Source organism: Paraprevotella clara YIT 11840, from assembly GCF_000233955.1.
GTDB lineage: Bacteria > Bacteroidota > Bacteroidia > Bacteroidales > Bacteroidaceae > Paraprevotella > Paraprevotella clara.
Genome location: NZ_JH376583.1, coordinates 23,700 through 36,680, shown reverse-complemented (window position 1 = coordinate 36,680; position 12,981 = coordinate 23,700). Strand labels below are relative to the sequence as shown.

General features: G+C 47.2%; 12 protein-coding genes. 8 read left to right on the top strand and 4 right to left on the bottom strand.

The annotated features are described in order from the left end of the window. Positions 1 to 376: 376 nt before the first annotated feature. The 6 genes from HMPREF9441_RS02775 (at position 377) to HMPREF9441_RS02750 (ending at position 5,560) form a co-directional block, all read left to right on the top strand. On the top strand, positions 377 to 1,255 hold the full coding sequence (locus HMPREF9441_RS02775; protein WP_008617737.1) for a mechanosensitive ion channel family protein: 879 nt from the start codon (positions 377 to 379) through the stop codon (positions 1,253 to 1,255). 15 nt (positions 1,256 to 1,270) lie between these two features. Continuing rightward, on the top strand, positions 1,271 to 1,684 hold the full coding sequence (locus HMPREF9441_RS02770) for a secondary thiamine-phosphate synthase enzyme YjbQ (RefSeq protein WP_008617736.1): 414 nt from the start codon (positions 1,271 to 1,273) through the stop codon (positions 1,682 to 1,684). A 4-nt stretch (positions 1,685 to 1,688) separates the two neighbouring features. Next, positions 1,689 to 3,821: a DNA primase gene (dnaG, locus tag HMPREF9441_RS02765; protein WP_008617735.1), complete on the top strand. Its 2,133-nt coding sequence runs from the start codon at positions 1,689 to 1,691 to the stop codon at positions 3,819 to 3,821. Positions 3,822 to 3,833: 12 nt separating this feature from the next. Next, positions 3,834 to 4,400, top strand: a complete 567-nt coding sequence (locus tag HMPREF9441_RS02760; protein ID WP_008617734.1) for an ATP-binding protein — start codon at positions 3,834 to 3,836, stop codon at positions 4,398 to 4,400. Positions 4,401 to 4,463: 63 nt separating this feature from the next. Further along, positions 4,464 to 5,069 carry a GNAT family N-acetyltransferase gene (locus HMPREF9441_RS02755; RefSeq protein ID WP_008617733.1) on the top strand — a complete coding sequence of 202 codons (606 nt, stop codon included), beginning with the start codon at positions 4,464 to 4,466 and terminating at the stop codon, positions 5,067 to 5,069. Positions 5,070 to 5,104: 35 nt separating this feature from the next. Beyond that, complete coding sequence (locus tag HMPREF9441_RS02750) at positions 5,105 to 5,560, top strand: TspO/MBR family protein (protein ID WP_244949586.1); 456 nt, start codon at positions 5,105 to 5,107, stop codon at positions 5,558 to 5,560. Here HMPREF9441_RS02750 and HMPREF9441_RS02745 read toward each other — a convergent pair. Then, entirely contained in the window at positions 5,557 to 7,275 is a 1,719-nt protein-coding gene (locus HMPREF9441_RS02745) for a right-handed parallel beta-helix repeat-containing protein (protein ID WP_244949585.1), read from the bottom strand. The two genes, HMPREF9441_RS02750 and HMPREF9441_RS02745, sit on opposite strands and share 4 nt — an antisense overlap. Positions 7,276 to 7,429: 154 nt before the next feature. Between HMPREF9441_RS02745 and HMPREF9441_RS02740 the strand changes: the two genes are divergently transcribed. After that, positions 7,430 to 9,997 carry a glycoside hydrolase family 2 TIM barrel-domain containing protein gene (locus HMPREF9441_RS02740; RefSeq protein WP_008617730.1) on the top strand — a complete coding sequence of 856 codons (2,568 nt, stop codon included), beginning with the start codon at positions 7,430 to 7,432 and terminating at the stop codon, positions 9,995 to 9,997. 97 nt (positions 9,998 to 10,094) lie between these two features. Here HMPREF9441_RS02740 and HMPREF9441_RS02735 read toward each other — a convergent pair whose 3' ends face one another. The 3 genes from HMPREF9441_RS02735 to HMPREF9441_RS02725 all read right to left on the bottom strand — a co-directional run bounded on the left by HMPREF9441_RS02735 (position 10,095) and on the right by HMPREF9441_RS02725 (position 11,495). Then, positions 10,095 to 10,415, bottom strand: a complete 321-nt coding sequence (locus tag HMPREF9441_RS02735; RefSeq protein WP_008617729.1) for a heavy metal-binding domain-containing protein — start codon at positions 10,413 to 10,415, stop codon at positions 10,095 to 10,097. 25 nt (positions 10,416 to 10,440) lie between these two features. Next, a complete protein-coding gene (locus HMPREF9441_RS02730) occupies positions 10,441 to 10,881 on the bottom strand; it encodes a DoxX family protein (RefSeq protein ID WP_008617728.1) in 441 nt (146 codons plus the stop codon). A 152-nt stretch (positions 10,882 to 11,033) separates the two neighbouring features. Continuing rightward, positions 11,034 to 11,495 carry an Lrp/AsnC family transcriptional regulator gene (locus tag HMPREF9441_RS02725; protein ID WP_008617727.1) on the bottom strand — a complete coding sequence of 154 codons (462 nt, stop codon included), beginning with the start codon at positions 11,493 to 11,495 and terminating at the stop codon, positions 11,034 to 11,036. Positions 11,496 to 11,675: 180 nt separating this feature from the next. Between HMPREF9441_RS02725 and HMPREF9441_RS02720 the strand changes: the two genes are divergently transcribed. Next, positions 11,676 to 12,962, top strand: coding sequence for an O-acetylhomoserine aminocarboxypropyltransferase/cysteine synthase family protein (locus HMPREF9441_RS02720; RefSeq protein ID WP_087943185.1), 1,287 nt, complete (start codon positions 11,676 to 11,678; stop codon positions 12,960 to 12,962). Positions 12,963 to 12,981: the final 19 nt, after the last annotated feature.

Here is a 12,981-nt window from a genome sequence, read left to right as displayed (position 1 = left end):
ATCATGACGGTTCGTTTCTTTTTTACCCTTGGATAACCTCTAAGAAGAACAACGTCCTCCCCAAAAACCATCCAAGCTCTTGTACTACTTTCTCTCTTTATGTAAGACTTTCAATGAACTCTTTCTATTGTTATACTCCCGTTCCGCGCGGCCTCACAAGGCCTTGCTTCCCGAAAGCGAGTGCAAAGGTACAACCTTTTACCGTAAACACCAAACGTTTTTGAATAAAAATCGAAAAAATATTCACTAATAGCATTTTACACCTTATTTTATATATAAAGAACAAAAAACATTCTCATTATTTTTTATTTCATATCGAATATAGTACCTTTGTAGTCAACAATCAATGTGTTATTATACAACAAATCCACAAACTATGATACAAATCTTACAAGCAGCAAAAGATACTACCAATGTAACCAAGGAAGTTGTTTCGGCTATTGCATCCGGACATACAGACCTCATTATTGAGAAATTGATAGATATGTGTATTTCCGCCGGAAAAAACATTTTGATTGCTATTATCGTTTACATTGTAGGACGTTTTCTTATCTCACTTATCCAACGCGTAATGGGCAATATGTTATCACGTCGGAAAGTAGAAATCAGTATTCAAACTTTTCTCAAAAGTTTAGTTAGTATATTACTCAATGTTTTATTGATCGTTTCTGTTGTTGGAGCATTAGGAATCAATACAACCTCATTTGCCGCACTATTGGCATCTGCCGGCGTAGCTATCGGTATGGCACTCTCTGGCAACTTGCAAAATTTTGCCGGAGGTCTTATCATTCTTTTCTTCAAACCTTATAAGGTAGGAGACTGGATTGAAGCACAAAACGTTTCGGGAAGTGTAACGGCCATACAAATCATGCATACTTTAGTCACTACGGCCGATAACAAAGTAGTCTACATCCCTAACGGGGCCATGAGTAGTGGCGTTATTACAAATTATAGCCGTTTGGACACAAGACGCGTAGAATGGATTGTGGGGGTTGATTACGGAGAAGACATCGACAAGGTGAAAAGTGTAGTAAACGAACTCATCCAAAAAGATAATCGTATCTTAAAAGAACCTGCTCCCGTCATTGCCTTACATGCGCTCGATTCCAGTAGTGTTAATGTAACAATAAGAGCATGGGTGGCAAACGGTGACTATTGGAATGTATATTTCGAGATGAACAAAAACATTTACGACGAATTCAACAGACAGGGTATTGATTTCCCATTCCCGCAAATGACTATCCATCAGGCTTAATATATAAGAACAGGAATGATTCAACAAGTAGAAATCATATTACGTGAACGACCGCGGGGTTTCCACCTCGTCACACGGGAGATTTCGGAACAGCTTCCGTCTTTGCCTCAAACCGGTTTGCTGAACCTGTTTATCAAGCACACGAGTTGTGCGCTCTCCATCAACGAGAACGCCGACCCGGACGTGCGTACCGACATGACCAAAATATATGACCGTCTCATCAAAGAAAACGAGCCTTATTACGACCATGTCCTCGAAGGTGCCGACGACATGCCGGCCCATGCCAAATGTAGCCTGACAGGCGTCAGCCTCAATATCCCCATATCCAAAGGCAAATTGAATTTGGGCACATGGCAAGGAATCTATCTTTGTGAGTTCCGCGACTACGGCGGAAGACGCAAACTCACAGCCACCATCATAGGAGAATGATCGAATGATAGACAGAGCTACGGTAGACCGGATTATGGATGCGGCCCAGATTGTGGATGTCGTATCGGATTTTGTGACTTTACGAAAAGCGGGGGTCAACTACAAAGGCTTATGTCCTTTCCACGACGACCGTACTCCTTCGTTCGTGGTATCCCCATCCAAAGGCCTCTGCAAATGTTTCGCATGTGGAAAAGGCGGCAATGCCGTACACTTCATCATGGAGCACGAACAACTGTCCTATCCCGATGCCCTACGTTATTTGGCTCGTAAATACAATATAGAAATCAAAGAACGGGAACTGACAGAAGAGGAAAAGCAGGCCCAGGATGAACGGGAAAGCATGTTCGTCGTCAACGAATGGGCATGCCAGTTTTTTCAAGACCAGCTCTACAACACAGTAGACGGACGAGCCATCGGAATGACCTATTTTCGTTCACGAAGCTTCCGGGACGATATCATAAAAAAATTCCAGTTAGGATACAGTCCTTCGCAAAGAGACGCTTGTGCCCGCGAAGCGAAAGCCAAAGGTTACAAAGAAGAGTTCCTGCTCTCTACCGGCTTATGTTACAAACGTGACAACGGACAATTACAAGACCGCTTTTTCGGGCGTGTCATTTTTCCGGTACACACGTTGAGCGGGAAAGTAGTGGCTTTCGGAGGACGTGTATTAGACGCAGCCACCAAAGGAGTCAATGTCAAATACCAAAACTCTCCGGAATCCGCCATTTATTCCAAGAAAAAAGAGTTATATGGATTGTTTTTGGCCAAACAAGCTATCGTCAAGCATGACCTTTGCTTTTTAGTGGAAGGCTACACCGACGTCATTTCCATGCATCAGATGGGGGTGGAAAATGTGGTTTCTTCTTCCGGAACGGCACTCACCACCGAACAAATCCGTATGATTCATCGTTTTACGGAAAACATCACCGTGCTTTACGACGGAGATGCCGCCGGCATCAAAGCTTCCGAACGAGGCATCGACATGCTATTGGCCGAGGGAATGAACGTCAAATTACTACTTCTTCCGGACGGAGACGACCCGGACAGTTTTGCCCGTAAGCACAACGCCACCGAATATCAAGCTTATCTGAACGAACATCAGGTAGATTTCATTAAATATAAAACCGACTTATTACTGCATGAGGCACAAGGGGATCCTATCAAACTTTCCCGTCTCATCAGTAGTATCGTACATACCATTTCCGTCATTCCGGATGAAATTACACGTTCCGTATACACCCGGGAAACAGCAACCATGCTGAACATGGAAGAACGAATGTTGGTAGCAGCCATTTCAAAAGAGATGGCCCAAGCTAAAGAGGAAAAGCAAAAACAGCGTGAAAATGAACGAAACCGTAAAAACGCACAGTTGCCATCCTCCGGACAAGCACTCTCTTCCTTAAATCAAGATAGTCTTCCTCCCCCAGCCCCATTCCCACCCTCTGAAGAAGGCATTCCCCCTATTCCGGACGACGGAACGCCGACAGACACTCCTGTCCCCAATACTTCGTCCGGCAATAATCCGGCTATAACAGAGAATGTATCCACCCTCTCCTACATTCCCGGCAAGGGAGCCGAAGCCATGCTGTTCTACCGGAAAGAGCTGTTGTTAGTACAAGTCCTCATTCGTTACGGAGAGAAAATTATATGTTACGCCGAAAACGAACAAGGAGAAGAAGTCCCGGTCAGTGTGGCCGAGTTCATCGACTATGCGTTGCAAGAAGACGGTTTGTTATTCCACAACGCCCTTCATAAGCGTATCCTGCAAGAAGCCATCGACCATATACATGAGAAAGACTTCTCGTCAGAACGCTATTTTTTGAACCATCCGGACAATCATATCAGCATGTTGGCTTTTGAATTGAGTGGTGACAAATATCAACTGAGCAAATATCATTCCAAACATCAGAAAATCGCCAGCGATGAAGAGAGGTTGACCGAATTGGTCCCCCACCTGATTTCCGACTTCAAACTGGCCATTGTAGACGAAGAACTGAAACAAATCCTCCTGAAATTGCGCCAACCCGATATTCTTTCACGCAAGGAAGAATATATGGAAATCATGAAGCATTATAAAGAGATGAAGGACATAGAACGTACCCTGGCACGGGAACGAGGCGACCGAGTCATCACTTAATACAGACAGCTTATGGTCATCTTGATTACGGGCGCAACCCACTGTGGCAAAACACTCCTGGCTCAAAGACTTTTGGAAAAGTACAAATATCCTTATTTGTCCATTGACTTATTAAAAATGGGACTTATCAGAAGCGGCTGTACCTCCCTGTCTCCCGAGGAAGACTCAGTATTGACCCGTTACCTTTGGCCTATTCTCAGGGAAATAATCAAAACGGCTCTCGAAAACCAACAAAACCTCATCATCGAGGGAGCCTATATTCCTTCCCAATGGACAAAAGACTTCGACAGCGACCAACTGAAACAAATCTGTTTTTGTGGTTTAGTCATGTCTCCTTCATATATTGAAAATCATTTCCAAGACATAAAAAAGCATGCCAATGCCATCGAGAAGCGTATGAACGACGACTGGTACACCCAAGAATACCTTATCGAAGAGAATTTAAATTATCTGAGGATATGCCGGAAATACGGTTATCGGTATATTCTGATAGACCATGCATATCCGACCGATTGGGATTCTCTTTTTCAGCAAGCTTCTGATAACCTTATACATTGGGCTGCTTCTGAAAAAGATTAACCGGTTTTGCCCTTTTTTACTCATAAATCACTATTTTTGTAAAAACATCCAATGACACGCCCGATGAATCATTTAGAAACAGAACGACTGATATTACGTCCTTTCACGGAACAAGACGCGGAAGCCCTGTTCGCCATACTTAGCGACAGAAACGTAAACACTTTCCTGCCGATGTTTCCGCTTAAGAATCAGGAAGAAGCAAAAGCATACATCAAGGACAAGCATGCGGCAGTAGATGCAGGAGAAACCCTGCTATACTACGCCATTTGCCGGAAAGAAGCTCCTGCTCCGATAGGCTACGTACACGTAAGCGGAAATGACAGCCATGACTTGGGATACGGGCTGAAGAAAGAATTCTGGCACAAAGGTTTCTGCACAGAAGCATGCCAAGCCGTCATCGGGCAACTGAAACAAACCGGAATCCCTTATATTACGGCCACCCATGACGTAAACAATCCTCGAAGCGGCAAAGTCATGCAGGCCCTCGGCATGAAATACCAATACTCATACGAAGAATTATGGCAACCCAAAAACTTCTTGGTAACCTTTCGGATGTACCAACTCAACTTCGACAAAGAAAAAGACAGGGTGTATAGAAAATACTGGGATAAATATCCCATCCACTTCATAGAAGACCTGACTCCCGGTGCAGAACTCCCTTCTATATAAAACCCTTCAAGAAACTCACATTCAAAATCATTCTTATGAAACGTTTGACCCGATATTTATGGCCCATCGCCCTTTGCATGTCAGTAGGTTTTTCCGCCTCGCTATTTCAGCGGGAAGCCATCACGGAATGGTATCCTTTCCTGAACAAGCCCGTACTCACCCCTCCCAATGGAGCGTTCCCTATCGTATGGGGCATCCTTTACATCCTGATAGGAATCTCCTTAGGACGAATCTGGGGCAAAGGCCTGAAAGTATCCCAACGTGAATGGTGGATACAGTTGGCCCTGAACTTCTGCTGGAGCATCGCCTTCTTCTTTTTGCGGGAACCCTTATGGGGCATGGGCATCATCCTGATACTCGATGTGGTGGTACTGGACTATATCTTTATCACATTCAAAAAGGACAAGCTTGCGGCCGCCTGTTTCATCCCCTATGTCCTGTGGCTGTTATGGGCAACTTACCTGAACGCCTACATTTATATCTTCAATTAACGCAGCGAACGTCCGCAACGGTTTCCGCTTATCGTCACGTCCTTGCAATCCTCCGTACGGAAGAATGCATCCGGAGATACGGAACCGTCTCCAGCCACTGAGATATAATTATCCCGGATGATCAGGCCATCCGTAGCCCGGGCAGATACCGCCTCGCCCCCCTGGCGAATCACAAAACGATTGGCCTCTATACGGACATTGCGATGGACGGCACCTTCGTAACGGTCATTTTCCGGCATCACGGCAATGACGGGCGAACCGCATTCCATAAACAAGTTGCGGCGTATCGTGACATCGCGTACAGGACCGGATTCATACCACCCCCGCGCATCGTCGGAAACCAGTACCCCACTCATCGGGATGCGATAGAATACGTTATCTTCTATCACGACCTTCCGGCGTGTCGTCACCAGAATCCCCCGGGTAGGAATACGAGAGAAATAATTATTTCGTATTTCCACTTCGGGTGTCCATGTCACATTCTCCACCGACACATTCTCCGCCGTCTTCACATTGCCGTTCACAGCCCGGTCCAGCGTCAGCAGGATTTCATAATCGTCTATCCGTTCTACAGCCTTCACGCGTGCCGGTTGCAAGCAACGCAAAGAATGGGCATCCACGAACTCCACCTCATCCCCTTTATAAAAAGCCTCAAAACCGTATGACTGCCCGTGCATGAAACGCACCTTCACCTGCTTGTCCGAAACATATTCCATGACTTTCAGGTGCGTGCCGTGTATATTGATCGGGTCATCGTGCGCCCCTTCAAAATAAGAATCAAGAATACGTATTTTCCCTTTGCACCCGGACATCTGGACAAAATCGGCAAACCCGGCACAAGTACGCCCCGAGCCCCATTCCGGCGCACAATATAACTTCTCATAAGTCAGGTTCTCGGAATACTGCCCTACAATCCCGAAGTTACCCAAGAAATGAAATTTGATATTTTCGAGCTTCACGTCTTTGCTCTGATGTATAAAACCGCATGCTTCAGTCCGAAAGGAATGACGCATTTGGTAAACCTCTCCCGTTTTGAATCCGGGCGTACAGCCATAATTAAAACGCACCAATCCCTCGTCCAGTTCTATGGCTTTCGTCACGCCGGTCAATGGGGATTCGCAACGGTTGGTCACGTTGGTTTGCGGATAGAACACCTGAGCGATACCTCCGCCGAAACGCCATCCCTCGCCTTTCCAATAAAACGCCCCGTCCTCTATCTCATAATCCGAGCCGGCAGTAACCCGGGCTGTGATGGAATTTGCATCGGTTGAAACCACGGTCATTTCAGGTACGGACGGGTCGGCAGCCACCAATGAGAAATTCTTCATGGTGACATTCTCGCATCCGTCAATCACGAAAGGAGTCATTTCGCCATGGGTTACGAAACGGGCGCCTCCTCCATCTACCGTAATATTCTTCATGTCCTTGAGCCATATCCCTATATGTTTTGTCGGGTCAGGATTCTCTTCCGCCGAAGCCGTATTGGATATATAATATAGGTAAGGAGAAGAAGAGGTACGATAAATATGGTAATCTCCTTGTTGCAACCGAATCAATACCGCCCGTCCTTTATAAGAAGAAGCTTGTTCTATGGCTCTTCGCAACACCGGTGTCGCATCCCCGTCCGGCACAGGCACATCCAATACCACGGGAGCAGCCATCCCCGTCATAACAAAACAACAACAAACACTCAGGAACATCAAAAGCTTTCTCATGGTTCTTTCCACATTAAATTAGTTTATGGCAAAGTTAGCCTGTTTCATTCCCAACATCAGTGTAGAATTGAGGCAAAAAATAACAAAATTAACGCGAATATATCCTTTTTTCTTTTACCTTTGCACTTAACATTACCTACATCAATTCAAACCAATGAAAATCATGACACGACTTAAGACCAAGTTATCCGCCCTTCTTCCCTTCATCGGGCTTCTTTGCGCCCAAGCACAACGCGACATGAAAACCATCAACGACGGTTGGTTTTTCAGAAAAGCTTCCACAGAAAACTGGCAACCCGTAAATGTTCCCCATACGTATAACCTGGATGCCTATTCGCAAAGGAACTATTATATGGGGAAAGCATTTTACCGGAAATCGTTCGTCTTACCGGACGTTCCGCAAGGCAAGCGTTGTTTTCTAAAAATAGATGCAGCCAGCAAAGCGGCAGACCTTACGCTGAACGGACAAAAGATCGGCAGCCATGCAGGCGGGTACAGTGCTTTTACATTCGATATCACCCCCTATATCCAGAAGAACAACACGATAGAAATCACGGTAGACAACAGCCGGAAAGATATTACTCCCATATCGGCCGACTTCACATTCTGGGGTGGCATATACCGTGATGTATGGCTTATCACTACCTCCGAACAACATTTCAATCTTTTGAATCATGGTTCCGATGGTATCTTCATCAGTACCCCGCATGTAGATGAGAAGGAAGCTACGATAGAAATACGTAGCGAAATCACGAACGATGCCACAGAAAAGGCTACCCTCGAAGTAATCCATCAAATCTATGACCCGCAGGGCAAATTGCAGCAAACCCTGAAACAACTACTTTCCGTCAAAGCCGGCGAAACCCAAACGGTACGTAAAACCTCCGCCATCGGGCAACCCCAATTATGGAGTCCGGAAAGTCCGCGATTATACGAAATCGTCACCACACTTCGCAACCCCAAGACGGGCATGGAACTGGACAGAAGTACGCATAAGACAGGATTCCGCTGGTTCAGTTTCGATGGTGAAAAAGGATTCAGCCTGAACGGAAAACCTTATAAATTACGCGGAGTCAACCGCCACCAAGACCAAGCACCGGTAGGCGTGGCACTGGACGATGAAGCACACCGGAGAGACATACGGCTCATCAAAGAAATGGGGTGTAACTTCATTCGCATCGCCCACTATCCGCAGGATGATGCGTTAGTGGAGGCTTGTGACGAAATGGGATTGCTGGCCTGGGAGGAAATCCCTATCATCAATATCGTACCCGACACACCGGGATATGACGACAACTGTGAAACCAATCTGACCGAAATGATTCGTCAGCATTACAATCATCCCAGTATCATCGCATGGGGTTACATGAACGAAATCCTGCTCACGGCTCCCGGTCCCGACCGTCCGGAATGGCCTGCTTGTAGGGAACGTACGGTAAAACTGGCACAAAGACTCGAAAAGACATTAAAACAAGAAGACCCATACCGGGCCAGTGTCATGGCTTTCAACATGACGAACTTATATAATGAAATCGGCCTGGACCTCGTGGACGTATCCGGATGGAACCTTTACCACGGTTGGTATGTAGGACAGTTAAACGACTTTAACCGATGGATGGAAGACCAACACGCGCGTTACCCGAAACGCCCCACCATCATTAGCGAATGGGGAGCAGGTTCCGACCGCCGCCTTCATTCCAAGCACCCGAAAGCCTTCGACTTCAGCATAGAATACCAACAAACATACGTAGAACACTACTTGCCTTTCATCGAAGGTACAGAATATATCAGCGGATGCACTTATTGGAATTTCATAGACTTCAATGTGGCTGCCCGACAAGAATCCATGCCGAGGGTAAACAACAAGGGACTGTTCTACAACGACCGTACACCCAAAGACGTGTCTTACTATTTTAAAGCCATGTGGCGTAAGGACACGCCCGTATTGCACATTGCCAGCCGGGACTGGCCCGTACGGACAGGAGACAAAAACGAAAAGCATCCCGTCAAAATCTATACGAACCTGGACGAAGTGGAACTCATCATTAACGGAAAATCCATCGGAAAGCAGCGTCCCGCCAACTGCCATACGGTCTTCAACGTGACATTGCCCTACGGGACATCTACCCTCAAAGCACAGGGAGACAAAAACGGACAGATGGTGGAGGATGTCATGGTCCTGCGCCTGGATGCGATGCCCGACTTGGCAAAGGGAGATGAACTGGCCATCAATGTAGGAAGCGACTGTGCCTTTACTTCGGATGTCAGCGGACTTACATGGCTGCCAGACCAACCATACTCCAAAGGCAGTTGGGGATACATAGAAGGAAAGGCACGCAGTACGACTTCCGAAATAGAGAATACCACAGACGGACCTTTGTACCAAACATGGCGCGAAAACCTACGTGCCTATCAAATCGACGCACCGTCCGGCACATACGAGGTGGAACTGCTCATGGCAGACGTGAGCCGTTCACGGCCGCAATTGGCCAACTTGTTAGGACGGGGAGACGACGGACAGGCCATAGCCGACAGCCGGTTCAACATCACCATCTGCGGTCGTCGGGTGGAAACCGACTTTTCACCTGCCGACGGCGGACATTACCGCCAGGCTTTCCGCCGACGTTATATCATTCAGAACAAGGAAAACAAAATCGATGTGCTTTTCGAAACCCTGAAAGGCAAATGCCATCTGGCCGGAATAAAAATAAGAAAGCTGTAAGCACTATCAAACCGTCATGACCTTATACATACAGAAGACCTCTCCCATCTGCAAGAACGGGAGAGGTCTTCTATAATAAAATCCAAAACAACGAATCTCATTCCATGCTGACCGCCGTACCGCTGCATGTCACCATCAGCATACTGCCGCTTGCCCCTACCGTTTCATAATCCAAATCGATTCCAATGACCGCGTTGGCACCCAGCCGGGCCGCTTCCTCTCCCATCTCTTGCAAAGCTGTGTCTTTGGCCTTGCGCAAAACCTCTTCATACGAACCAGAACGGCCGCCGAAGAAATCCCGCAATCCGGCAAAAAGGTCGCGCACCACGTTCGCACCGATGATTGCCTCGCCCGTCACCACACCATGATATTTCGTAATATGTCTGCCCTCCACAAGGGCCGTAGTCGTCATCAACATATATATACTATATTTGAAAGTTAAGTTATCGCCTCCTTTTTCCGCTGTTCGTCATCCAATGGTCTACCGAGTATTTACCCGGTCCGGCCATATACATCAGAATGAACACTACCAGATAGACAAAAGCCAATTCACCTCCCGTTATACTTCCACCATGGGCAAAGAAAAAAGCCACAGCCATCGTTACTATCATCGGAATCATGCTCAAACGATACAAGAAACCGAACACAAAGGCTACTGAACAAAACAGTTCACCGAAAATGGCCAGCATCAGAGAGTAACGGCTCCCGATTCCGAATGGGTCGGGGAAAGAAGCAGACATAGCGGCAAAACCCATCAGTTTGGCATAGCCGTGAGTCATCAGTAACGAGCCGAACAGCAGACGCATGGACAACAGGAAAAGGGAAAAGTTCGTTTGGTTCGCTTTACGCGGAAACAATAAAGTATTATATTTCATATTCATCATTATTTAATAGTAAAAAATACAAGATAAAGCTGCTGTAGATACAAAAAAACCTTATCTGAAGCCAAATATACGAATAAGATTCGTCTTCCGGCCCCTTTTTACATTTAATAACTACCTTACAACCGTTTTATCCGTATTTTTATCTGCCCGGGTCAGACCTGAATGCCATACACCTGCTTGACCTCATCCATCACGAAGGTGGACTCCATGGAACCGAGACTCTCGATTGTCCCCAACACATTGAGAAGAAACTCCTGATAATACTTCATATCGGGTGCATGAATCTTGAGCAGGTAATCGTAACTACCGGAGATGTTATAGCACTCCGTCACTTCCGGTATTTCCCGGATAATGCCCGTGAACTCTTCTGCGATTTCTTTGTTCAACCGGCGCAGCTTCACCCGGCAAAATACTAAAAAACCGCGATTGAGCTTTTCTGCATCCAACACCGCGATATACTTCTTGATGTATCCTTGCGCCTCCAGTCTCTTCAGGCGTTCAAAAACAGGAGTCGTAGAAAGATGTACGCGTGTGGCCAGTTCTTTTGTCGTCAAACGGGCATTATCTTGCAAAGTACGCAGGATTTGCAAGTCTATATGATCTAAACTTTCCATAGAAAAAACGTCTATAAACAGAGCTGTAGCCCCCTTACATCAGGCTGTATATTCTGTTTTTGAATACAAAAATAGATATTTTTCCCATTTTTCTCTCACTTCTTGTTTGATTATTCCAAAAACCATAACTTTGCCATCATCGAAACAAGAAACGGTCAAGAACTCAATAACAGAAACATCATGGACAGAACAAAACTACACTTCGAGACCCTGCAACTCCATGTAGGACAAGAACAGGCAGACCCGGCTACGGATGCCCGCGCGGTACCCATCTACCAGACCACCTCATACGTGTTCCACAACGCGGACGATGCCGCCGCACGCTTCGGCCTGCAAGCCCCCGGCAACATCTACGGACGGCTGACCAACAGCACACAAGGAGTGTTCGAGGAACGCGTAGCCGCCCTGGAAGGAGGAATAGCCGGACTGGCTGTAGCTTCGGGAGCAGCCGCCATCAGTTATGCTTTCGAAAACATCACGCGTGCAGGTGACCACATCGTAGCCGCCAAAACCATTTACGGTGGCAGCTACAACCTTTTGGCCCACACCCTGCCGGCATACGGCATCACCACTACATTCGTCGACCCTGAAAACCTCGACAATTTCGAACAAGCCATACAGGAAAACACCAAAGCCGTATTCATCGAAACATTGGGAAACCCCAATTGCAACATCATAGACATTGATGCTGTGGCCGACATCGCACACCGCCACCGGATTCCGCTCATCATAGACAATACGTTCGGCACGCCCTACCTCATTCGTCCGATAGAGCATGGAGCAGACATCGTCGTGCATTCGGCCACGAAGTTTATCGGCGGCCACGGCACTTCATTGGGAGGCGTCATCGTGGACTCCGGAAAATTCGACTGGAAGGCCTCCGGGAAATTTCCGCAACTCACCCAACCGGACGCCAGCTACCACGGCATTTGTTTCACCGACGCGGCAGGCGCGGCTGCCTACGTCACCCGTATCCGCGCCACACTGTTGCGCGACACGGGAGCTACCATCAGTCCGTTCAATGCCTTCATCCTTCTTCAGGGGTTGGAAACCTTGTCCCTACGGGTGGAACGCCACGTGGAGAACACCCTGAAAATCCTGGATTTCCTCTCCACACACCCTAAGGTAAAGAAAGTCAACCATCCGGCATTGCCCGGACACCCCGACCACAAACTATATGAAACGTACTTCCCGAAAGGAGCCGGTTCCATCTTCACCTTCGAAATCAAGGGAGGACGTGAAGAAGCGTTCCGCTTCATCGACAGCCTGGAGATATTCTCTCTTTTGGCCAACGTGGCCGATGTCAAATCGCTGGTCATCCACCCGGCCAGTACCACCCACTCCCAACTCAATGAAACGGAACTGGCCGAGCAAGGCATCACGCAAGCCACGATACGTCTCTCCATCGGCACGGAACATATCGACGACTTGCTCTCCGACCTGACGCAAGCCTTCGCCCAAGTCTGAATACCCAAGAACTACGTAA

What these genes read in the sequence shown, in the direction of transcription:
- HMPREF9441_RS02720 (WP_087943185.1), top strand. Translation starts at nt 11,676, where the DNA reads ATGGACAGAACAAAACTACACTTCGAGACCCTGCAACTCCATGTAGGA.
- HMPREF9441_RS02730 (WP_008617728.1), bottom strand. Translation starts at nt 10,881, where the DNA reads ATGATGAATATGAAATATAATACTTTATTGTTTCCGCGTAAAGCGAAC.
- dnaG (WP_008617735.1), top strand. Translation starts at nt 1,689, where the DNA reads ATGATAGACAGAGCTACGGTAGACCGGATTATGGATGCGGCCCAGATT.
- HMPREF9441_RS02735 (WP_008617729.1), bottom strand. Translation starts at nt 10,415, where the DNA reads ATGTTGATGACGACTACGGCCCTTGTGGAGGGCAGACATATTACGAAA.
- HMPREF9441_RS02755 (WP_008617733.1), top strand. Translation starts at nt 4,464, where the DNA reads ATGAATCATTTAGAAACAGAACGACTGATATTACGTCCTTTCACGGAA.
- HMPREF9441_RS02760 (WP_008617734.1), top strand. Translation starts at nt 3,834, where the DNA reads ATGGTCATCTTGATTACGGGCGCAACCCACTGTGGCAAAACACTCCTG.
- HMPREF9441_RS02770 (WP_008617736.1), top strand. Translation starts at nt 1,271, where the DNA reads ATGATTCAACAAGTAGAAATCATATTACGTGAACGACCGCGGGGTTTC.
- HMPREF9441_RS02725 (WP_008617727.1), bottom strand. Translation starts at nt 11,495, where the DNA reads ATGGAAAGTTTAGATCATATAGACTTGCAAATCCTGCGTACTTTGCAA.
- HMPREF9441_RS02740 (WP_008617730.1), top strand. Translation starts at nt 7,430, where the DNA reads ATGAAAATCATGACACGACTTAAGACCAAGTTATCCGCCCTTCTTCCC.
- HMPREF9441_RS02750 (WP_244949586.1), top strand. Translation starts at nt 5,105, where the DNA reads ATGAAACGTTTGACCCGATATTTATGGCCCATCGCCCTTTGCATGTCA.
- HMPREF9441_RS02745 (WP_244949585.1), bottom strand. Translation starts at nt 7,275, where the DNA reads ATGAGAAAGCTTTTGATGTTCCTGAGTGTTTGTTGTTGTTTTGTTATG.
- HMPREF9441_RS02775 (WP_008617737.1), top strand. Translation starts at nt 377, where the DNA reads ATGATACAAATCTTACAAGCAGCAAAAGATACTACCAATGTAACCAAG.